At 65.4% G+C, this 20,249-nt stretch carries 19 protein-coding genes and 1 pseudogene; 15 read left to right on the top strand and 5 right to left on the bottom strand.

What is annotated here, in order from left to right:
* Nucleotides 1-11 precede the first annotated feature (11 nt).
* Both ACHQ4I_RS17055 and ACHQ4I_RS17050 read right to left on the bottom strand, forming a co-directional pair.
* Entirely contained in the window at nucleotides 12-908 is an 897-nt protein-coding gene (locus ACHQ4I_RS17055) for an SDR family oxidoreductase (RefSeq protein WP_420772762.1), read from the bottom strand.
* On the bottom strand, nucleotides 905-2,389 hold the full coding sequence (locus tag ACHQ4I_RS17050; protein ID WP_420772761.1) for a flavin-containing monooxygenase: 1,485 nt from the start codon (nucleotides 2,387-2,389) through the stop codon (nucleotides 905-907). Before ACHQ4I_RS17050 ends, ACHQ4I_RS17055 begins: the two co-directional genes overlap by 4 nt.
* 250 nt (nucleotides 2,390-2,639) lie before the next feature.
* Here ACHQ4I_RS17050 and ACHQ4I_RS17045 point away from each other — a divergent pair, with 250 nt between their 5' ends.
* On the top strand, nucleotides 2,640-4,121 hold the full coding sequence (locus ACHQ4I_RS17045; protein WP_420772760.1) for a bifunctional phosphatase PAP2/diacylglycerol kinase family protein: 1,482 nt from the start codon (nucleotides 2,640-2,642) through the stop codon (nucleotides 4,119-4,121).
* 18 nt (nucleotides 4,122-4,139) lie between these two features.
* Here ACHQ4I_RS17045 and ACHQ4I_RS17040 read toward each other — a convergent pair whose 3' ends face one another.
* A complete protein-coding gene (locus tag ACHQ4I_RS17040; RefSeq protein WP_420772759.1) occupies nucleotides 4,140-5,600 on the bottom strand; it encodes an aminotransferase class I/II-fold pyridoxal phosphate-dependent enzyme in 1,461 nt (486 codons plus the stop codon).
* A 159-nt stretch (nucleotides 5,601-5,759) separates the two neighbouring features.
* Between ACHQ4I_RS17040 and ACHQ4I_RS17035 the strand changes: the two genes are divergently transcribed.
* The 4 genes and pseudogenes from ACHQ4I_RS17035 (at nucleotide 5,760) to ACHQ4I_RS17020 (ending at nucleotide 9,240) form a co-directional block, all read left to right on the top strand.
* Nucleotides 5,760-6,323: a hemerythrin domain-containing protein gene (locus ACHQ4I_RS17035; RefSeq protein WP_420772758.1), complete on the top strand. Its 564-nt coding sequence runs from the start codon at nucleotides 5,760-5,762 to the stop codon at nucleotides 6,321-6,323.
* Nucleotides 6,324-6,418: 95 nt separating this feature from the next.
* Nucleotides 6,419-6,610 (top strand): annotated as a pseudogene (locus tag ACHQ4I_RS17030) (transcriptional regulator); the annotation flags it as partial.
* A gap of 44 nt (nucleotides 6,611-6,654) precedes the next feature.
* On the top strand, nucleotides 6,655-8,226 hold the full coding sequence (locus ACHQ4I_RS17025; RefSeq protein WP_420772757.1) for a recombinase family protein: 1,572 nt from the start codon (nucleotides 6,655-6,657) through the stop codon (nucleotides 8,224-8,226).
* A 111-nt stretch (nucleotides 8,227-8,337) separates the two neighbouring features.
* Nucleotides 8,338-9,240 carry a helix-turn-helix transcriptional regulator gene (locus ACHQ4I_RS17020; protein ID WP_420772756.1) on the top strand — a complete coding sequence of 301 codons (903 nt, stop codon included), beginning with the start codon at nucleotides 8,338-8,340 and terminating at the stop codon, nucleotides 9,238-9,240.
* Nucleotides 9,241-9,350: 110 nt separating this feature from the next.
* On the opposite strand, the gene ACHQ4I_RS17015 is transcribed toward ACHQ4I_RS17020, so the two are convergent.
* Nucleotides 9,351-9,503, bottom strand: coding sequence for a hypothetical protein (locus ACHQ4I_RS17015; RefSeq protein ID WP_420772755.1), 153 nt, complete (start codon nucleotides 9,501-9,503; stop codon nucleotides 9,351-9,353).
* A 577-nt stretch (nucleotides 9,504-10,080) separates the two neighbouring features.
* Entirely contained in the window at nucleotides 10,081-10,830 is a 750-nt protein-coding gene (locus ACHQ4I_RS17010; protein ID WP_420772754.1) for an MmyB family transcriptional regulator, read from the bottom strand.
* 786 nt (nucleotides 10,831-11,616) lie between these two features.
* Here ACHQ4I_RS17010 and ACHQ4I_RS17005 point away from each other — a divergent pair.
* The 10 genes from ACHQ4I_RS17005 to ACHQ4I_RS16960 all read left to right on the top strand — a co-directional run bounded on the left by ACHQ4I_RS17005 (nucleotide 11,617) and on the right by ACHQ4I_RS16960 (nucleotide 20,249).
* Entirely contained in the window at nucleotides 11,617-12,432 is an 816-nt protein-coding gene (locus ACHQ4I_RS17005; RefSeq protein WP_420772753.1) for a hypothetical protein, read from the top strand.
* On the top strand, nucleotides 12,429-13,673 hold the full coding sequence (locus ACHQ4I_RS17000; RefSeq protein ID WP_420772752.1) for a cutinase family protein: 1,245 nt from the start codon (nucleotides 12,429-12,431) through the stop codon (nucleotides 13,671-13,673). The genes ACHQ4I_RS17005 and ACHQ4I_RS17000 overlap by 4 nt, the downstream gene beginning before the upstream one ends.
* Nucleotides 13,673-14,833, top strand: coding sequence for a lipase family protein (locus tag ACHQ4I_RS16995; protein ID WP_420772751.1), 1,161 nt, complete (start codon nucleotides 13,673-13,675; stop codon nucleotides 14,831-14,833). The genes ACHQ4I_RS17000 and ACHQ4I_RS16995 overlap by 1 nt, the downstream gene beginning before the upstream one ends.
* Before the next feature lie 77 nt (nucleotides 14,834-14,910).
* Nucleotides 14,911-16,479, top strand: coding sequence for a cutinase family protein (locus ACHQ4I_RS16990; RefSeq protein WP_420772750.1), 1,569 nt, complete (start codon nucleotides 14,911-14,913; stop codon nucleotides 16,477-16,479).
* A gap of 126 nt (nucleotides 16,480-16,605) precedes the next feature.
* Nucleotides 16,606-17,343: a DUF8176 domain-containing protein gene (locus ACHQ4I_RS16985; RefSeq protein ID WP_420772749.1), complete on the top strand. Its 738-nt coding sequence runs from the start codon at nucleotides 16,606-16,608 to the stop codon at nucleotides 17,341-17,343.
* Nucleotides 17,343-18,008: a CpaE/TadZ family protein gene (locus ACHQ4I_RS16980; RefSeq protein ID WP_420772748.1), complete on the top strand. Its 666-nt coding sequence runs from the start codon at nucleotides 17,343-17,345 to the stop codon at nucleotides 18,006-18,008. The genes ACHQ4I_RS16985 and ACHQ4I_RS16980 overlap by 1 nt, the downstream gene beginning before the upstream one ends.
* Complete coding sequence (locus ACHQ4I_RS16975) at nucleotides 18,005-18,304, top strand: hypothetical protein (RefSeq protein ID WP_420772747.1); 300 nt, start codon at nucleotides 18,005-18,007, stop codon at nucleotides 18,302-18,304. The genes ACHQ4I_RS16980 and ACHQ4I_RS16975 overlap by 4 nt, the downstream gene beginning before the upstream one ends.
* A gap of 142 nt (nucleotides 18,305-18,446) precedes the next feature.
* The gene (locus ACHQ4I_RS16970) at nucleotides 18,447-19,355 is read left to right on the top strand and encodes an alpha/beta fold hydrolase (RefSeq protein WP_420772746.1); all 909 of its coding nucleotides are present in this window, start codon (nucleotides 18,447-18,449) and stop codon (nucleotides 19,353-19,355) included.
* Complete coding sequence (locus tag ACHQ4I_RS16965; protein ID WP_420772745.1) at nucleotides 19,352-19,585, top strand: hypothetical protein; 234 nt, start codon at nucleotides 19,352-19,354, stop codon at nucleotides 19,583-19,585. Before ACHQ4I_RS16970 ends, ACHQ4I_RS16965 begins: the two co-directional genes overlap by 4 nt.
* Nucleotides 19,586-19,604: 19 nt before the next feature.
* Nucleotides 19,605-20,249: a DUF8175 domain-containg protein gene (locus ACHQ4I_RS16960; RefSeq protein WP_420772744.1), complete on the top strand. Its 645-nt coding sequence runs from the start codon at nucleotides 19,605-19,607 to the stop codon at nucleotides 20,247-20,249.

Here is a 20,249-nt window from a genome sequence, read left to right as displayed (position 1 = left end):
GTTCGATCATGTCACGGGCGTGTCGACTCACTCCGCGGCCGTGTGCCCGCGCGTTGTTCCAGCTTTCGGAGCAGATCCCGGAGCTGTTCATCGGTGCTGAGGTACTGGTCCATCAGCACGTTGATCGCGCCGCGCAGCAGGGAGTAGGGCTCCCAGACGCGCGGTGCGATGGTGCGCGGGGCACGGCGGGCGATGCCATCGGCGACCGCCAGCGCGGCCTCGGCGGCGCTGATGCGCTGGTTGAGCGGCCAGGGGAGCATGGCATCGGCGGCGCGGCCGAATTCGTCGTCATCGAGGGTGTGGTGGGTCATGGCGGTATCGACGATGCCGAAATAGGCGACCCCGGCGCTGGCCCCGGAGGCGGCGAGTTCGACCCGCAGCGCTCGTCCGAGCTGTTCGACACCGGCCTTGCTGATCATGTACGGCGAACCGCCCATACCGGGCGCGAACGCGGCGCAGGAGGAGACCACCACGACATGTCCGCGGGTGGCGACGATATCGTCGAGCGCCGGGCGGACGGTATTGAAGACACCGGTCAGGTTGACGCCGATGACGCGGTCGAAGTCGGCCGGGTCCATCGTGCGCAGCGTGGCGGGCGTCGGGGTGATACCGGCATTGGCGACGACCAGATCTATGCGGCCGAAACGCTCACGAACCGCCGCGATGGCCGCGACCATGCTGTCCCGGTCGGCGACATCGGCGCGCAGCGGGATCGCACGCGACCCCAGTCGCGATGCGGCAGTGCGGACTTTGTCCTCGTCCAGGTCGAGCATGACGACCCGTGCGCGGCGGCGGTGCAGGATTTGCGCCAGTTCCGCACCGATGCCGCGGCCGGCGCCGGTGATCACCACCACCTTATCGGTCACGTCGAAGGCGGCGTCGGCCGGCAAAAATCGCAACAGGTTCATGATGCCTCGGTGAGGTAGGCGTCGACGTCGAATCGGTTGGTGCGGCGGGCGTATTCGAAACTCCAGTTCGGATACAGCCCGGCATTGTGATTGCCGTCGGCGGTTTGGTAGTAGCTGCGGCAGCCGCCGGTCACCCATACCGTGTCCCGACTGCGCTGTTCCATCTCCTCGACGAAGGCCCGCTGCGCCTGCGGTCGCACCTCGATGCGGCGAAGACCGTTGTCGCGCATGTTCTTTACCGCATCCACGATATAGCGGATCTGCGCCTCGATCATGAAGATGGCGGACTGGTTTCCGGCCGCGCCGAACGGGCCGAGGGTGGTGAAGAAGTTCGGGAATCCGGTGACTGTGGTGCCGAGATAGCTTTGCGGACGTTGCCGATACAGCTGTGCGAGGGTGCGCCCGCCGGTGTCATGGATCGCCTCGAATATCCGCGGCGGCACGCCGAATCCGGTGCCCCAGATAATCGTATCCACCTCGTGTTCGGCGCCGTCGCGGGTGATGATCGATCGCGCCCGGACCTCGGCGATGCCGGAGGTCTCCACCTCGACATTGGGCTGGGTCAGTGCCGGATAGTAGGCATCGGAGAAGATCGCGCGTTTGCAGCCGATCATGTAGTCGGGCGTCAGCTTTCGGCGCAGTCGCGGATCGGGAACCTGCCGACGCAGCTGCAACCGGCCCAATGCCTCGAACGGGTGGCGGAACCGCTTGTCCACGAACCCGACCAGACCGAATCCCTCGATACCGGTGAAGTAGGCGGCACGAATCGTCCTGCCCAGCAACGGCATCCGGCGCAATAGCGTGCGCTCGACAGCGGTGGTCGCCCAATCCATGCGGGGCACGATCCACGGCGCCGACCGCTGGAAGACCGTCAGATGTCCCACGCGGGGTTGGATCTCGGGAATGAACTGCACCGCGGAAGCGCCGGTCCCGATCACCGCGACCCGCTCGCCGGTCAGGTCGTGGTCGTGATCCCAGTGCAGGGAATGGAATTGGGTGCCGGTGAAATTCGCGATGCCGGGCAGGTGGGGGATCTGTGCCTCGCTGAACGGCCCGATCGCCGAGACCAGCACGTCGGCGGTGAGCGATCCCTGCCCGGTGCGGATGCGCCACAGTCCGGCGGTCTCATCCCATATCGCGTCGAGCACCTCGCTGTCGTACCGAATATGCTGCGGCACCTCGAATCTCTCGGCGACACCGCGCAGATAGTCGAGGATCTCCGGCTGCGTGCCGTAGCGCCGCGACCAATTCGGATTCGGCGCGAACGAATACGAGTACAGCATCGAGGGGACATCGCAGGCGCAACCCGGATAGGTATTGGCGCTCCAGGTACCGCCGAGATCGGCGCCGCGCTCGAGAATCACGAAGTCACGGAATCCGGCCGCACGCAGCTTCACCGCCAACCCGATCCCCGCGAACCCGGCGCCGATGACCACGATCGGCACATGGTCGTCCTGCGGCTGCGCTGTCGGCTGATCCATCCGTACTCCTAGCCCCACGCGGTCCCACGCCTATAGGAATCAGTTGATTCCATTGGAATCAGATGATTCCTTTGCTCTGCCCAGGTGTCAAGGCGTGCCAGAAAAAGGGCATCTACGCTGCTCAACCTGGTCGGCCGAGCCGTTGATCGGTGTCGATCGCGTGCTCAGCAGCGTCGTGGCCCTCCTTCGAGGCGGGAGCCCAGGCTCTCGGCGCGGTGGCAGACGACGCGAGTGTCGATAGCCTGGGAGCATGCGACAGCGGACACCGAAGGCCCCGCGACGGAGGCTCGCGGGGCGCGCGGACGCGTGGCTCGTGGCGCGCAGTGCCCGGGTGCGGCAGACGCCCGCCGACCGATTCCTGCGGACATTGAGTAGGAGTGCTGACTACAGCCGGCTGTGGCTGGTGGTGGCGGCCGTGCTGGCGCTGGTCGATGGTCGGGGACCGCGACGGGCGGCCGTGCGCGGGCTCGTCTCGGTCGCACTGTCCAGCTCGGTGGCTAATGGTATTGCGAAGCCGCTGTTTCCGCGCCGCAGGCCGCCCGATGAGTCGGTGCCGTTCGTGCGGCGGCTGGTGACGCCGCTGGTGTCCTCCTCGTTCCCCTCTGGACACTCTGCCTCCGCCGCGGCCTTCGCAACCGGTGTCGCACTCGAATCTCCGGCCACGGCAGTCGCTATCGCGCCGATAGCGGTGGCGGTCGGGTATTCGCGCGTACACATCGGCGTGCATTGGCCTTCGGATGTGCTCGCGGGGGCGGCATTGGGCAGTGCGATAGCCCTGGGCACCCGGCGCTGGTGGGCGCGGCGCGAGGATGAACCCGCCGAACTCGGGCCGCGTCGACGAATCACCCCGGTGCCCAACGGTTCCGGGCTGCTATTGGTGACCAACACACAATCCGGCGGCACCGGTGCCGAAGAACTGCGGCTACTGCGCGAAAAGCTGCCCGCCGCACAGATTTTGGAGGTGACCGACGATCTCGCCGCGCAGCTCGACGACCGAGCGCGCCGCGATGATGTCATCGCACTCGGCGTATTCGGCGGCGACGGAACGGTATCGGCCGTCGCGGCGGCCGCAGTCGACCACCGGCTCCCGCTGGCCGTGTTCGCGGGCGGCACTCTCAACCACTTCGCCCGCGATACCGGCGTGGATCGGCCGGAAAACACCCTGACCGCACTGGAATCGGGCGAAGCGGTCCAGACCGACACGGCCGAGGTGCGATTCGACGGACTCGCGCCCCGCACCTTCGTCAATACCGCCAGCCTCGGCGGATATCCGGATTTCGTCCGGACCAGGGAACGCTGGCAGCCGCGCCTCGGCAAATGGCCCGCCGCGGGAATCGCCATGGTGCGCGTACTGTTTCGGACCCAGCCGCTGCACGCGACCATCGACGGAGTCGACACCGCCATCTGGATGCTGTTCGTCGGCAACGGCCACTACCGGCCCGCCCACCAGATCCCGATGTCGCGGCCCGCGCTGCACCAAGGCACCCTCGACGTGCGGTGTCTGCGCGCGGACCTGCCCTTCTCACGAACTCGCCTGATCTGGGCCACGCTCACGGGTACCCTCGACCGCTCTGCGACCTACGTACACCGTCGTGCCGAACAGTTGACGGTGCGAGTCGAGAGTCCGGTCGCCGTGGCCGTAGACGGCGAGGTCGACGACCACGGCACGGCCTTCACCTTCACCAGCCGACCGGCGACACTGACCTTGTTCCGACCGGCCGATCCCTGTTGACCAACCGGGCGCGGCGAATCAATCGGCGACCACGCGGACCGTCCGCATCGAGTTGTCGGCGGCGTCGGGCACCAGCATCCCGGCGCGAACCCCGGTGACCAGATAGTCGATCACAGCGGCATTGAGACGTTCCCCGGGCAGAGCGACCGGTATGCCGGGCGGGTAGGGCGTGAGCTGCTCGGCGACGATCCGTCCAGCGGCGGCTTCCATCGCGATCGTCTCGACGGGGCCGAAGAACGCGTCGCGGGGAAGCGTAATGGTCTCGAGTTCGAGATCCTGCGGATCGGGGAGCCGAATCTCTTCCGGCGCAGGCATTTTCGGTGCCGCCGCGCTCAGCGACAGCAGGGCGTCGAGCAGCCGTCTGGTGGTGGACTCGTCATCGGCCACGGACAGTGTCGCCGAAATCCTGCGGTGATCACTGAGTCCGACATCGATCCGCGCGTTCGCCCGCAGCCAGTCGGCGCACTGATAACCGCTCAATCCGAGTTCGCTGACGTCGATGAGGACCTGCATGCGGTCCAGGTCATGGGAGGCCTCCGCGCCGAGCAGTTCGTCATCCAGTACGTGCAGTCCCGGAATCCGTTCGATATCCGCCCGCACTTGCCCGGCCAATTTCAATGCGGCGCCGAGCAATTCCTTCCCGTGCTCGACCATCTGGCGTCGCCAGCCGTCCAACGCCGCGTAGACCATGACGTTCGGGCTGGTGGTCATCAGCAGATCCGCGCACGCGGAAAGGCGTTCTCGATCGACGAGGTCGCCCTGGTGGTGGAATACCGAGCCCTGCTCGAATCCGGCACCCATTTTGTGCACGCTGACCACGCAGACATCCGCACCGGCATCCATTGCCCACGTGGGCAATTCGTCGTGGAACGGCAGATGCGCACCCCACGCCTCGTCGACGATGAGCGGTTTGCCGCGCTCGTGACAGACCTCGGCGATACGCCGGATATCGGCGCACGTCCCATACGGGCTCGGGCTGACGATCAATGCCCCTGCCGCATCCGGATGGCGCTCCCAGGTCGCGCGGATCCGCTCGGGCGAGGGCGGATGCGACAGGTGCTGGTCGGCGTCCCAGCGCGGTGTGATCCAGCGGGGCAGCACCCCGGCGAAGATCAGCCCGGCGGTGATCGACTTGTGGCTGTCGCGCGCGACCAGCAGGCCCGGTGAGCCGCCCGCGACCGCCATCATGGCCGCCTTGACCGACAGCGAGCTGCCGCACGTCGAGAAGAAGGCGTAGTCGGCTCCGACGGCGTCGGCCATCAACTCCTCGGCCTGCACCAGATAGCCACCGCTGGCCTTGCGATCGTCGAGTCCGCTATTGGCGAGTACATCCGAACGGAAGCTGTCGGCGCCCAGGATTCGCCGGACGCGGTCGTCGGCACCGCGTCCCTGCCGGTGACCCGGCGGGGTGAAGCCGTATCGGCCCAGGTCATGGTATTCGGCCAGCGCGTCGAGCAACGGAGCTCGTGCATGATCCATATTGCCGACCTACCCAGGGGCGCCGAGAGCAAACGGTTTGCTATCGCGCTTCGGCGCCGACCGCCGTCGGCCAGTTCTTCGACCGGAACGTGGCGCGCTGGTCGGTCCACGGAGGAGGATATGAAATACACCGCCGTCTGCGCAGAAACGAGGTGCACGATGGGAAACCTGGATGAGAACGCGATCGACCTGCTGACCACCCAGCATGAGCAGATCCGGCACCTACTCGACAAGCTGAAATCCGGGCAGGACGATAAGCGGGAACTGTTCACCGAGATGGTGCGGCTGCTGGCGGTGCACGAAACCGCCGAAGAAGAAGTCGTCCATGCGGTGGCGCGGCGCTCGGCATTCGGCGCCGATGAAATCATCAGGCCCAGACTGGTGGAGGAGAACGCGGTCAAGCGCGCACTGGCCGAACTGTACGATCTCGGCGTCGACCACCCCGACTTCGACGCGAAGCTATCCGATTTCGCCGCCACGTTCACCGCACACGCCGCGAACGAGGAGACCGAGGAATTCCCGTTCCTGCGCAGGCAGTTCTCGGTGAATCAGCTCGAACGCTGGGCCGGCATGCTGCATGCCGCCGAGAAGGTCGCGCCGACCCGCCCGCACCCGCATGCGGGCGAGACCGGACTGGCGAACCTCGTGACGAGTCCGCCGCTGGCACTATTCGATCGGGTCCGCGACGCCGTCCGGGATTGGCGCCACGCAAACGGCCGCTGACAAACCCGAGCCAAGACCGCCATGGCGCTTGCGCGGCCTGAAACTAGTACTGGCAGCACCTGGATACCGCTAGCGGTTTCGTGGATCATCACAGGATGACCGATGTTGTGGATGTCCGCGCGGTACGCAAGGCGCGCCGCGCCGAACTCGGCGCCTTCCTGAAGTCCCGGCGCGCGCGGATCACCCCCGAGGACGTCGGCCTGCCCCCGGGACCCCGCCGCCGCACCCCCGGGCTGCGACGCGAGGAAGTCGCGCAACTGGCTGGGATAGGGATAACTTGGTACACCTGCGTGTAGTGCGGAAAGATGTATCTATTGCCTAGCCTGGGGATATGCCTCTGAGTCCCAAGGATTTTCCCGGTTTGGTGGCCGTCATCCAAGCTCGCGTCTCCAAGGCGGGGAAGCACAAGAACGAGCGTTCCCCGAAGGAGCAGATCGCCTGGGGGCGAGCCGAGTGTGCGCGGTTCGGTTGGAACGTGTGCAAGGTGATCGACGAGGGAGCGGTGGGGGTGACTCGGCATTCTCGCAAGAGTCGTCCGGGACGTGAGGAGTTGCGTCAGGAACTGGAGGCGATAGCTCGCCGCGTTAAGTGCGGCGATGCCCCAGGGGGTGTGCTGGTCAATTGGTCCTCGTCGCGTGCTAACCGAAAGATCAGCGATATGGCCGAGTTGCGTGAGCTCTGTGCGGAGTTCGGCGTGTATTGGTACTACGGGGGCGTTCTATACGACATGAACGATCCCGATGATCGTAAGCGCGTCGCGCAGGATGCTGTTGAGGATGAGCATGCGCCTGAACGGAACCGGATCGACTCTATGCGGGCTTTGTCGCAGAATTTTGCTGATGGTAAGGCGCACGGGCCCGAAGGTTTCGGTCTCCAAATTGTGTATCGGCGAGGTAAGTCGGTGGGACGTGTCCCGTGCCCTACGAATGGTCCGATATTTCGTGAAATGGCAAGGCGCGCTTTGGACCTTGAAAAGACCTATAGAATAGGGCGCTGGCTGACTAGCGAGGGTGTGCTGATTCCCAGTCACGACAAGTCCTTCCCGTGCAATCGGTGCTCGGTGAAGGATGGTCGGCGGGTCGTGCAGAAGGTCGACAGGCAGACGTGTCCGTGTCCGAAGGCATGGCGGACAAAGTGGGACGGCGACATGGTCAAGCGCGTCCTGCTCAGCGAAGCGGCGGCGGGGTTGCGCGTGCATGTGGATGAGAAGGGGAACCGACTGACGGTCAAGGCAGCCTGGGACGGTCTGATCTCGGTTGAAGAGCATGAGCGGTTGAAACTCATCCTCAAGGATCCGCGGCGAGGATCATTCCGAGGGAGCGCGCCCAAGTGGTTGTTGTCCGGGATCCCTTGGTGCTGGAAGTGCGCCGGAACAGTTGTGCATCGAAATTGTCCGGACCGCGGCCGCTTGTATGTGTGTAAGCGAAACGGCTGTGTGGCGCGGAAGGCTGACCTGGTTGATGCGTTCGTCGAAGAGGTGGTCTTGCGGCGACTCGAGGATCCGGAGTTGCTGGGTTCATTGGCCCGTACAGACGATGACGCGGTCGCAGCGCTGGCGGAGGCACGGGAGCTGCGAGACGCGTACGAGAAGTGGTTGAGCGAGGCCATCGATGCGGACTTGTCTCCCAGGGATATTGGGTTGTACAAAGCGAAGAAGGTCCCATTGATCGAGGCTGCGGAGCGACGTGCTCAGGCTGCGCTGCCGATGCCACATGTGGCCGCGGCTGCTGGGGTGGACGCACGCGCACGGTGGCACGATCCTGAAGTGACCCCGCTGGAGGCGAAGCGGGACATCATCCGCTCGTTGGTCAGTGTGACGCTGCTGTCTGCAGCCGGAAAGCGTCGGGGATTCGGTGCCGGTGCCGGTGCCGATACGATCAAGATCGAACGCCTTGTCGCTTGACTGACGTCGGTGGTTTCGGGACTTCCTGTCGTGGGAGCATCGTAACTCGGCCGCCGATACTGGTACTGGTGACACCTGGATACCGCTAGTGCGGTATGGGAGCATCTGAGCATGGCCGGTGTAGTTGATGTTCAGGCAGTACGTAAAGCTCGGCGTTCAGAGCTGGGGGCCTTCCTGAAGTCCCGTCGCGCCAGGATCTCGCCGGAGGACGTGGGGCTACCTCCTGGACCGCGTAGGCGCACTCCTGGCCTACGTCGGGAGGAGGTCGCACAACTGGCGGGAATAGGGGTGACATGGTACACGTGGCTTGAACAGGGGCGGAATATCAATGTCAGTGTGCAGGTGTTGAATTCGGTGGCGCGGACGTTGTCGTTGGATGCGGCGGAGAAGGCGCATTTGTATCGCCTTGCTGATGTGCCGACGGTGCCCACTGCACATGCGGGAACCGCCCTGCCGGAGGAGCTTCAGGTGATTCTGGATCATCTGGAACCATTGCCGGGTGTGGTGCTGAGTCCTCGCTACGATGTGTTGGCGCACAACAAGTCCTATGAGGCGTTGTGCCCGGGATTCCTACTGGGCGAGCGTAACGTGGCCCGCCGTGTGTTCCTGACTCCAGAGTGCTGCAATACCTATCACCACAATTGGGATGACTTGCGTCGCATGGTGGGTTACCTGCGTGGTTCGTACGCGAAGAACCTTGGTGATCCCAGTTGGGAGGATTTCATCTCCGAATTGTGTTCGGAGAGTGAGAATTTCGCCGCGCTATGGGCTCGCAATGATGTCGCGGTTCCCGCCAGTCGTACCAAACAGATCCGGAACCTCGCGGTGGGGGAGTTGGAGATGTTCTTGACGAGCATGTCACTGCCCGCTTTGCCGCATGCGTGGATGCAAATCTATACCCCGACCGATGAGGTGGCGTGGGCGAAGTTGCGTGAGTTGTTGGCGATGAGTGAGCAAGAGCGGCAGCGTCCTTGGATCGAGCACCGCGAGACCTACCATGCCGCCGCGGGGTAGCGCGCCGGTCGTTGGGCGAGTTGGCGTGAACCGGACGGTGTCGACGTTGTGATCCGCTGGGGTTGTGCGATTCTCGTTCTGGCAGAGTCGAAACAGTCTGCAGGGTTTGCTCATTGGTCTGGCGCGTAGCCTCCATGCCACCAGCGGCGCAGAATGGCGAGCTGTCGTTCGGTGAGGGGGCCGGCGAGTTGTTCTTGGATCTGGTCGAGGTACGCGAGTTCCTCGGCGGTCCACTCGCGGCCATTCTCAGCAGTGTCAGTCAACGGATGCTCGCTGCTGAGGCATCCGACTCGTGCCGGTAGCGACGACTGTCTCACTGACGCATCGTGTTTCGGCTCTGCAGTTCGGTGGTGGGGAGGATAGGTTGCGCTGTGATGTTCGACAAGCGTCGCTGTCGCTGATTGTGGCTGTCGCCATTTAACGACCTCGATTCACCAGCCGATCCGTGAATCATCCCCGTTACCAATAAAAGCGGATTCGAGATGAATTCGCCAGTCTCAACTCCGATATGTTCCGGTTCTGTTGCTGCAACGTTGATCTCAGGTTGCCGCTCGAGGGCGGGATGGTCGCTGGGAGGGGAACCTGATCGGGTTCACGGGGAGGCAGCAGCGGGGCTCGTTCGCTGTGCTGGTTTGTATGGTGTCGGCGGCGCATGTCGGCGTGTCTGTGTGACATGCCGCACGGTGTATAGGGTGATAGACGTCCATGTGGTGGTCGAGGGTGCAGAAGGTGTAGGCGGTCCGGTTGGCCGCCTGCGCCGTGCTCTGACAGGGGGTCCGTCTGGGATAGGAACTCGGCATGTTGGAGTTGAAAAGTGTCTGTGCCCAACGGTTTCGGGATCTAGGGGAGTGGTGGTCCGGAGTAGGGCCGGCGGAAGCCGCAGGACAGGAAGATGTCCTGGGTGCCGAAATGGTCGCTGGTCTGGACGGCGAGTGAGAACGGTTCACCGGTGGTGGGATCTCGCCAGTGGAACAGGTCTGTGGGTGCGCGGCCGTAGGTGATGTCGATGTTGTCGCGCCAGAGCTGATTGAACTGTCTGCTCTTTCGGAGCTGTTCGAGCAGTTGTAATGCCCTGGGGGAGTTGCGGTGTCGGCCGAGAACGGCCTTGGCGGTGGCGACGATATGGGCTGCTCCCCGTTCCCATTCGACGATGACATCGCGGGCAGCGGGATCAAAATACCAGCTCAGGATGCTGCCTCCGGCCGCGTTGAGTCCGGGAAAGGCACGCACTGCCGACGGGTTGGCGGCCAGGACGTGCCAGGTGTAGTCGATGTAGACAGCCAAGACGTTGTTGTGTTCGTGGTAGTCGAGGAGCTCGAGTTGCCCGGATGTGATGAGACGGGCTCGGAGTTCGTCCAGTGGTGCGAGATCGACTGCGGGTTCCCAAAGTTCGTACAGGTGGCGGGCCTGCATGTCGTTGAGCTCGTAGCCGGTGACGAGTCCGTCGACGACTTCGCGTTCTGGTAGGTACCGCTTGGATTCGATCTGTGTGAGGTAGGACGCGCTGAATCCGATGAGCGGAGCGGCTCTGTCGCGGCTGAGTCCTCTACGTGTGCGCAACTCCCATGCCCACTCGAAGAAGTCCGGCATCTGTGCCACCTGTGATCTGGGCCTGCGGCGTCTGCGTAGGTGGCGGTCTGGACCGCGGCCTTGATTTTGGCTACTCATACGGGCATCCCCTCCCTTTGGTGTCTTCCGCCGCGGGGGTGCAGTCGGATATTCTGAGATGTTGCCCCCGAGACGAACCTTCCTTCCTATCACTTCTGTTCTGTGGCAGCAATGTTCATCTCGCCACACGGTAGCGAAAAATTAGCCTTTCCGAGGCGGAGTGAGTGCTGAGAACAGGTCGCAAACCACGGTTTTCGGCCGAAGCGCCGAGAAATCTCTTTGACAACAGCATTGTTAAATGTCGGGGTTTTCGCTGATGAGGCAATCGCGGAAATGAACAATGCTGTTGTATAGGATGATCTTGTTGGTAAAAAGTCTAGATTCGCAACGGACTTCGCGGTTTTGATAGAGAGGCAATCTCAACCGCATCGAAGGGAAGATCCGTGGATCCTTTTGTCGTTCTATCGTGGGTGAACATCGGCTTGTCGGTGTTGTCCAATGGCTTGTCAGTCGCGGCGCAGGCACTGTCGCTGATCGTGCCTTTCCTCTGATAGCTTGCCCCTGAAGAGGGCCTCCTATCTGCGTAAATCATGTTAGGAGGCCCGGCGGGGCCGCGCATAGCGCATTCTCCGACTCTCCTTATCTCGCATTCGCGAAGAAGGGTTATTTGGCATGCCCAAATACCGAAACAAAACATATCGCGTAGCATCGGGCGACGGCCGCACTCCGGCCCACTCGCATTCTGTTGTCGGCAAGACTGGTCGAGTAGTGCGCGACAACAGGATTGCGCTGGCCAGTGCGATTCCGGTCGCGATGGTCCTGGTCTGTGGCGGTGTCGCGTCGGCGGCAACCACGGCCGATCCGATCGCGGACCAGCCCGGGATCACCAGCCCTGAACAGCCAGGCACAACAGCACCTGCGCCACCACCTGCACCCGCACACGAACCTGCACCGCAGGCGTATTACGAGCAACCGCCCGAAGTGCGCAACGAAGCGCCCAGCCGACCGGTACCCTCGCCTGCTCCGGCCCCACCGGTCGATCTCGGGGAGCTGCATCTGCCCGAACCGGTGCCGCCGGTCGCGCCGATCGAACCACCTCCGAACACGATCCGCATCGGGCAATTCGAAGCCCCGTCACCGGATTGGCTGCCGCCAGAGATCCGCGACGGCATCAACGACACCGCCGCCGGTGCCGAAGCCCAACTCGCCCAAGGGCTGGACTCGATCGGGCTCCCGCCCGGCCGCTCCGACCGCGTCAGCGGCGCGACCACGGCGGGCGCGTTGCTCGGCGGCGCGGCCGGTGGCGCAGTCACCGGTGCTCCGGCCGCAGCGGCGGGAGCAGTCGTAGGTGGTCTGGTCGGTGGCACCATCGGCGGAATCGCCGGGGCCGCACTGGGAACGGTGATCGAGGTCCCGGTCATCGGGACCGTCACCTCCGGTGTCGCCGGAACGGCGATCGGTGCCGCGATCGGTGCCGCAGCAGGTGCCGCGATCGCCGGAGTCCCAGTCGCCGCGGTGGGTGCGGTCGTCGCCGGCACCATCGGTGCCGGGTTCGGTGCCGGGGTGGGAGTGGGGCAGCCGTGAGGACTTCCACGATTCGACGCGCCCGCGCCACGATAACCGCGCTCGCGGTGTCGGCCGCAGCGGCCCTGACTACCACGGCCAACGCCGGAAGTGCCCAGGCGGTGCCGATCGGGCCAGGCTGCCCGGCCCTCTACATCCTCGGGGTCCAAGGGACCGGACAGTCCTCACCGACCGCGAACCCCTTGGCCGACACCGGAGTACTCGGCACCATGCTCGCACCGGTCGCCGCTGCCGCGCCGGGACTGGTGCAACACAGCTACATCTCCTACGGCGCCGGATTCGGCGGAATCGTGCCCGGCGGGGGACCAGACCCATACGCGGCGTCGGTCGCCGACGCGCACAACCAACTCGCCACCGCGGCAGCACAAGTGATCGAGCAGTGCCCTGGCACGTTGATCGCCGCTGTCGCCTATTCCCAAGGTGCACAAGCCTTAGCGCAGTTCGCCCAGGAAGTAGGGGCAGGGGTTGGTTCAGTGCCCGCGGACAAGATCGCCGCGATCGCACTGTATTCCAATCCGATCCGCGGCGAGGGTAACCCAACCTTTCCCGGTCGACCAGGGCAAACCGTTCCCGATCCGGCACCGGGGACCAGCGGCGCGGCCGTGTCGAGTGTCCAGATAATCAGTAGCGCGGCCGGTGGTAGCGGAATCGCGAGCACCGGCGCGGGTTACGGCGCGCTCGAAGGCCGCGTCGCCGACGTCTGTGTCGATGGTGATCTGGCGTGCTCGGCACCGGATCAGGCGGCGCTGCTACGAGTCGGCGCACAGATCGCCGCCCAAGCGAACCTGGCAGACCCGATCTCCGCGGTCGCATCGATCAACTCACTGTTGTCCGCGGCCCTCGGTGACACCTGGATCACCGTCATCAACAACGACATCCAGGTCGGCGGCGGCAACGTCGACTACGCCCCGCAAGAATCTTTGTCAGCCCGGCTGGTCGATGCGGCCGACCCACGGATCGCGGCACCGACTCGGCAAGACACCGATGCGGCGGCCGCCCGCTGGAACGAGATCACCGCCACCATTGTCGGCAACCCGCTGGGGTTGCTGCCCAAGCTGGTCGGGCAGCTCGCGGCGGCGTGGGGGCAGCTGCTCGGTGACAACGCGGCGCTGTCGAATCCAGCTGTATGGCTGCATTACGCCGACACGGTCGCCCGTCACAACGGCTACGCCGCGACCGGTCAATTGACCTCCGGCACTGCGTGGTTGATCGCACTCGCACATGACATCGGGAGCCGATGATGACCGATCCGTTGACCGACGACGAGTTCTACACCGCGACACCGATCGAGGCGGGCAGCCAGCGGGGCGAGGTCTTGCGGATACGCGAAACCGTTATCCCACAACTGGATTCCGCCGCCCAAGCCTGGCAGATCGTCTACGTATCGAGTGATTCCTTCGGTGAGCTGGTCCCAGCCTCGGGCATCATCATCGTCCCTGACACCGTTGCCTACGCGGGCACTGGCGCAATCCTCGGATACTGCCCAGCGTTCCGCGGCCTCGGCGGCCGGTGCGCACCCTCACAGCTATTGCAGGACGGGACCGAACCCGAAGCGGAATACATCGCAACAGCCCTGGATCGCGGTTGGACCGTCGTGGTCGCCGACGGACGCGGGCTCGGGATAACGGGGCTCGGACCACACACCTTCCTGGCGGGTCGCACGGCCGGGCAAACCGTCCTCGACCTCACGCGCGCGGCACGCCGCTTGCCGGACCTGAACTACGACACCGCGCCGATCGCGCTGTGGGGCTACGCAGACGGCGGACGAAACGCGTTGTGGGCAGGAGAAATCCACCACGGATACGCGAGCGAGCTGGACCTGCGCGGAATCGCCGCGGGCGCGGTCGCTGCGGATCTGGGTGAATTGGTTGCCGAGATCGACGGAGGACCCTGGTCTGGGCTGGGGCTGGCCGGGCTGGTCGGGTTGGCACGTGGGTATGCGCATCTGCCGATGTTGCACGTCCTCACCACCGAAGGCCACGTGGCCGTCGCGAACGCCGAAAACCTCACCGCCACAGACATTGTCGTCCGATACCGCGAACCGTTGGGCCGCTGGTGCGAGCGCGCGGACCCGTGGAACGACCCCTTGTGGCGGTACGTACTGGCCCGCGAATGCTGCGGACAGCAGGCACCGCAGGTCCCGGTCCACCTCTATCACGGAACTGAGGACAGCCTCATTCCCGTCGAGTCCGCGCGGCGACTGTTCAGTGAATACCGCGGGCTCGGCGTTGATCTGAACTGGCGTGAATACCGGGTCGATCACCTGCAAGCCGCCATCGACGGAGCCGGTGAGGCCATCGCCCGCTTGGCGGGCTACCTGCAACGCATCCCTCCGGGCGGTGCGCGGCCCGCAGGGTGGACGGCGGCGACGACGAAGTCCCCGGCCACACCGGAGCCATAAGCCCGTTCCCCGGGAGACCCGGCCGACCGAAACACGGCATGGCGTACCGGATCTGGCAACTGAAAGGAGAAGACACCGTGCGTATCAGCACAATCCGCGGCACATATGCGGCAGGAACGTCAGCGTCGGACCGCGCACTGTCGACGATTGTCGCGGCGTGCGCGGTCGTCGCGACCATCGTGGCGGGCGGGTCCGCGTCGGCTCAGCCGTCGAGTATCGACGCGCCGCTGGATCGGACCTGTCCGGTGCTGTATGCGCTCGGTGTTCAAGGACCCGATGAGGGCTCACCGGATACCGCCTCGACCATCGATACCGGCGCGCTCGGAGGGCTGTTCGCGCCGATGCTCAGCGCCGCGCAGGGTTTGGTGCAACGCGCCTACATTCCCTACGGCAGCCGCGACGACGGCACCGCAGAGCCCTACGAGCAGGCCATCGCCACCGCCGCGACGCGACTTGAGGACACAGCCGCCGAGATCGTGCGTCGTTGCCCGGTTACGAAGATCGCCGCCGCCGGCTACACCCAAGGAGCTCCCGCTGTGGCCGCGTTCGCCCAACGGGTCGGGAATGGGTCGAGCGCGATCGGTTCGGACCAGATCGCCGGTATCGCGCTGCTGGCCAACCCCGCCCGCACCGCGAACACCCCGGTGCTGCCTGGCACGGCGGGTGCCACCACCCCGGCCGCCGCGCCCGGCACCATCGGGACAGCAGTGTCGAAGATCGCTTTCACCGATACGAGTCCGGGCGGCTCCGGGATCGGCCGAACCACCTCTACGCCAGTAAGTTTCGGTGCGCTGAGTGGACGGGTCGCCGACTTCTGCGCGGCGGGTGATGCCACCTGCGCGACCCCTGCCGAAGGACCGTTGGCGACGACGGTCAGCAATATCGCCGCTCAGTCGGATCTGCGTGACCCGGTCACCGCGATCTCCACGATCGCCCAAGCTCTCGCGGCCACGGTCTACAAGACCGCCGTCGGCGTGGTCAACGAGGACATCCAAGGCAACAGCCTGGACCAACTGTCCTACGACCCCGCCAAGTCCATCAGCCAGCGCCTGGCCGAAGCCTCGGATCCGAGTGCACCGATACCCGGCCCCGACCAAGTGATCGCCGCGCTATTTCGGGTCGGCACGATCGCGTTGAACGCGGTCACCACCGTGGCGCGCAAGGTCTTCACCCCGGACACGATTGCCGAACTCGCCACTGTCGGGATGGGCGACCCGCTCGCGGCGATCGCGACCCTCGGCACCAAACTCGCCGCCGCCGTGGTCGAGCTCGTTCCCCCGCAAACCGGAATTCGGTTGGTGAACCAGGCATTCGACGCGATCACCGCCAACGTCACCGATAACACCCAGCTCTATGACCTGTCCAGCTGGACCGAATACAGCGACAGCTCCGGCCGCCACGGCTCCTACACCAACACGCCGGCGACCCCGACCGGGCAATCACCCGTGGCGGCCGCCGCGGCCTGGTTCGCCGCCGCCGCCCGCGACCTCGCCGCCGTCACCCCGACCGCGACACCGGCACCACCGACCAGCGCCGTAACGACCTCGACCACAACTACTGCCACGCGAACGCTGCCGACAACCACTGCGCAACCGACCAGCTCATCGACGACCACGACCCCGCGCGGCGCAACGCCCGCCCCCTGACCCCTTCGGGGGAAGACGTGAGCAGCTCGCACCTACTTCAGAGCTGATCCGTAAATCGTCCCCAGGCGACTTCCCCCGAAGGGCCCGACCCAGCCGACACGACCACCCGAGGAGGTGACACCCCACATGGCAACAGAGTCCGGCACCGACACCCGCACCGACGACGTGCACGGGTGGGGGTGGCTCGAGAACAACCACGCGGTGGAACTGCCTGTCACCGGCACGCGTGCAAGACCATCCGATCGCGAGACCGACGACGAATGGGCCTGGCTCAACGGCAATCCACCCTCGAACACGGACGGCTTTGAGCCCAACGACGCTGAACCCGGCCGAGGGCGCGGACTTCCACCAAAAGCGTGGGCCGTCATCGGCGTAGCGGCTGTCGTCGCCGCGAGCCTGGTTATCGCGGGAGCCGTCGCGGCCAGAAATGAGCGTCCGCAGACCGCGGCCCCGACGATGACCGCCGCGCCACCACCATCGACGATGCCGACTGCGGCCAGATCCGCATGCGAGGGCCTGACAGGAACGGTGGTGACAGTCACCGCTGACGGCATCGATCCCATGACGCGGGCGATCGCTGGATTCGAATACGCGTACTACACCCAGGCCAGCGCTGAGGCCGCGATGCGGTTCCTGGCGCCGGAGGCCGGGATTCTGCCCGAGCCGCTGGCCGCCGGTATTGCTTCCATCCCGCAAGGCACCCGCCACTGTGTCGCGATCACCCCGATCGCAGAGACAACTGCGGCGGTGCATGTGGTGGAGCTGCGGCGGGACGGCCAGCGCATCGACTATCTGCAGGTGATCAACGTGCGTGTCACCGATAGCGCGGGGGCCATCACCAATATTCAGAAGCAGGGGACGTGATGAGCGCGCCCGCGCTGCGGTTACAGCTCAGCGTCGATCATGAATCCGGCTCTCAGGTGGATCGCGGCACCGTGATCGCGCCGCCGCCGCAGCGGCGCGCTCCGATTCGTTCCGCCCCGCTCCCGGTGACCGGTCCACACCCGCCGCTGTTCGCGGTGCTCGGTGCCCACGGCGGAGCGGGTACCTCCACGTTGGCGCGCTGGTGGGCACCGGCCGCCGACACCGGTCTGGCCTGGCCCGCCTCGGCCCGCACCACTCAGCGCGTCGTGATCGCAGCTCGGTTGTGCCTGCCAGGGTTGACCGCGGCGGCCGAGCGGCTGCGGGAATGGCACGCCGGTCTCGCCCCGGACGGGGTTGTGGTGATCGGGCTGGTGCTGACCGCGGTGCGACCTGGCCGGGTGCCCCGGTCGGTGCGGCGCTACCGCGGCGTCGTCGCTGAGCTGGTCGAGCACGTGTATGCGATCGGCTGGCACGACGACCTCGTCGCCCGCGAGCTCAGCGAGCTGGCCGAATACCTGCCCTTCGATCCACCGCCGCGACGGCGAGTACCGATTACCCAGGCCGTCCCCAGTGACGTCCACCGCGCAGGAACCGCGATCATCACCTATCTGGCCGCGCGCGGGAAAACATCTGCGGCACTGCCTGATTCGGTGACTGAATCATGACCGCCACCTATCTGATGGGCGCCGCGATCAGCGTGCTCGCCGACCAAATCCCGATCACCCCCAAAGCGCCGCCCGGCTCCGCGCAGCTGATCAACATTGTCAACTATCTGTCCTGGATCGTGATGCTCGCCGGGATCGCCGCACTGATCTACGCGGGCGGAAAGTTTGGGTGGGAACGCTTCCACGGCGGGGCCCTCGAATCTCCCAAGATCGTGCTCGGCGCGCTCGTCGGTGGCGTGATCGCTACCAGCGCCGGAGCGATCATGCAAGCTGTCGTCACTGGCGGCGGGGGGTGATCGGGATGCGCCAGATTCGGTTTCTTCCACAGGTTTCCACACTCCCCGGGGCGCTCGCGCTGGGCCGTTACAACGCCGCAGGCCGCAGTGCGCGACCAGGGACTCCTTTCAAATCTTTCGATTCGTTTCGAGGACTCACGTGATGACTTATCCCCAGGACTGCCCTCTGACTGTTGCCGCGGCCGACGGCGTCCGTCTGTCGGTCAGAAGGCTCGGTCGCGCCGACGCACCGGCCACGATCGTCTACATCCATGGACTGCTGACCGACTCGAGCTACTGGACCCCGCTGATCGAGCATCTGGACCAGCGCCTCGACGGCGGCATCAGCCAGATCGTCTACGACCAACGTGGTCACGGCGCCTCGGAATGGCCGACCCGCTCAGCACGGACCACCCTGCAACAGCTCGCCTACGACCTCGATGTCGTCCTGGCCCATGCCTCCGGTGCGGTGATCCTGGCCGCGCACTCCGCGGGCAGCCTGGTAGCCCACGCCTACGTCAAGCACCATCCCGAACGCGCCGCCGCGTTGTCAGGTTTGGTGCTGTTCAACGGCGCTTGCGAGTTCCCCGAATTTCCTTCTCTGCCACAGTATTTCCTGCGGATCCCGGCACGGTTGCGGGGGCTGCGGCACGGTCGGCTCGATAGTGTCGCCGCCGCCGGACACGCCATGCTGGAACGCCGGTTCCGCAGTCGGAGCAAGCAACTGGGCTCCAAGGCGCCACTGATCGCCGGGGACCGCCGGGGTGATCCGCGGGTGCTGGCCGACATCCTGCACGGCTACCACGAGCATGTTCTCGAACCCGCGACAGCGGTCGCGATGCGTTCGATCCCGTCGTTCGTCCTGTCCGCCGAGCGTGACCGGGTGGTTCCGTCCAATCAGTCACTGCGGCTGGCCGATGCGATCTGGGCCGACTACGAAATGATCCCCGGCGCAGGACATTCCCTGCCCCACGCCGACCCCGAGACCGCGGGTGCGGCGATCTTGCAGGCACTGGAAGTCGCCTACCGAGACGAGAATTCCGGGATTTCGGCGCGAGGGGCGGGGCTGTGAGCGCCAAGCAACTCCCCGAAGGGGTGATCACCCCGATCACTCAACTGCTGGGGTACCTGGCCTGGATCGTGCTGCTGCTGTGCATCGGGCGCGCCATCTGGCTCGGAGGGCTCCTCGCGATCCGGATCTATCGCGAGGAAAGCGTCGAAGGCCTCGTCGGCACCTTGCTCGGTGCGACGCTGCTCGGCTGCGCCAGCGGCCTCGCCGCCGCGATCGTCCCGACCAACTGAACTGGATTGGAAGGCGAACATGCACACCCCGAACGGAGATAAGGCCACCACAGTCCTCGTGCTGGCCTCGGCTGTGGCGCTCGGCGTGGCCGTGTTGACCGGGTGCGGCAACGACCGCGCCGAGACCTCCTCGCCCGGCGCGCAACCGCAGGTCGATGTGCATTCGCCCCCGACGGGGCTGCGTTGGACGCCATTCCAAGGCGTGGAATTACCGGTCGGTGACCAAGGTCCGAGAGCTGTGAACGGCTCGGTCGCGACAGGTTTCGACCACGCACCGGCCGGTGCTGGCCTTGCTGCGATCCATGCGAGCGTGCGCATGTCGCTCGCCACCGACAGCCAGTGGCCGCTGGTCGGACAGCAGATGCTCGTACCCGGTCCCGGCCGCGACGCGTGGGCAGTGACCCGCACACAGATCTCGATCACCAGCGTGATCACTAGCGGTGCGCCGAAAGTCCTGGGCTACACCATCACCCGCTACACCCCGGATGCGGCAGATATCGCGATCTATACGCGGCAGTCGGATGCCTCGCTGACCCGCAACACCGCGACGGTCCTGTGGCAGTCCAGCGACTGGCGATTGCTCATCCCAGACGAACCAACCACACCCACAGTGACCGCGGTGGACACCACACCAGCGGACATGGTCGCCCTACCAGGGCAGTGA

Origin of the sequence: Nocardia nepalensis, assembly GCF_048910785.1 — a bacterium.
GTDB classification, from domain to species: Bacteria; Actinomycetota; Actinomycetes; order Mycobacteriales; family Mycobacteriaceae; genus Nocardia; species Nocardia nepalensis.
The sequence above is the reverse complement of the archived record's forward strand: the minus strand, read 5'-3'. Positions and strand labels throughout refer to the sequence as shown.

Bases quoted from the DNA above. Each gene is read 5' to 3' on its own strand.
- ACHQ4I_RS17035 (WP_420772758.1), top strand. From the start codon at position 5,760: ATGGGAAACCTGGATGAGAACGCGATCGACCTGCTGACCACCCAGCAT.
- ACHQ4I_RS16980 (WP_420772748.1), top strand. From the start codon at position 17,343: ATGAGCGCGCCCGCGCTGCGGTTACAGCTCAGCGTCGATCATGAATCC.
- ACHQ4I_RS17045 (WP_420772760.1), top strand. From the start codon at position 2,640: ATGCGACAGCGGACACCGAAGGCCCCGCGACGGAGGCTCGCGGGGCGC.
- ACHQ4I_RS17050 (WP_420772761.1), bottom strand. From the start codon at position 2,389: ATGGATCAGCCGACAGCGCAGCCGCAGGACGACCATGTGCCGATCGTG.
- ACHQ4I_RS17025 (WP_420772757.1), top strand. From the start codon at position 6,655: ATGCCTCTGAGTCCCAAGGATTTTCCCGGTTTGGTGGCCGTCATCCAA.
- ACHQ4I_RS16995 (WP_420772751.1), top strand. From the start codon at position 13,673: ATGACCGATCCGTTGACCGACGACGAGTTCTACACCGCGACACCGATC.
- ACHQ4I_RS16975 (WP_420772747.1), top strand. From the start codon at position 18,005: ATGACCGCCACCTATCTGATGGGCGCCGCGATCAGCGTGCTCGCCGAC.
- ACHQ4I_RS17020 (WP_420772756.1), top strand. From the start codon at position 8,338: ATGGCCGGTGTAGTTGATGTTCAGGCAGTACGTAAAGCTCGGCGTTCA.
- ACHQ4I_RS16970 (WP_420772746.1), top strand. From the start codon at position 18,447: ATGACTTATCCCCAGGACTGCCCTCTGACTGTTGCCGCGGCCGACGGC.
- ACHQ4I_RS17055 (WP_420772762.1), bottom strand. From the start codon at position 908: ATGAACCTGTTGCGATTTTTGCCGGCCGACGCCGCCTTCGACGTGACC.
- ACHQ4I_RS17010 (WP_420772754.1), bottom strand. From the start codon at position 10,830: ATGCCGGACTTCTTCGAGTGGGCATGGGAGTTGCGCACACGTAGAGGA.
- ACHQ4I_RS17040 (WP_420772759.1), bottom strand. From the start codon at position 5,600: ATGGATCATGCACGAGCTCCGTTGCTCGACGCGCTGGCCGAATACCAT.
- ACHQ4I_RS16985 (WP_420772749.1), top strand. From the start codon at position 16,606: ATGGCAACAGAGTCCGGCACCGACACCCGCACCGACGACGTGCACGGG.
- ACHQ4I_RS16960 (WP_420772744.1), top strand. From the start codon at position 19,605: ATGCACACCCCGAACGGAGATAAGGCCACCACAGTCCTCGTGCTGGCC.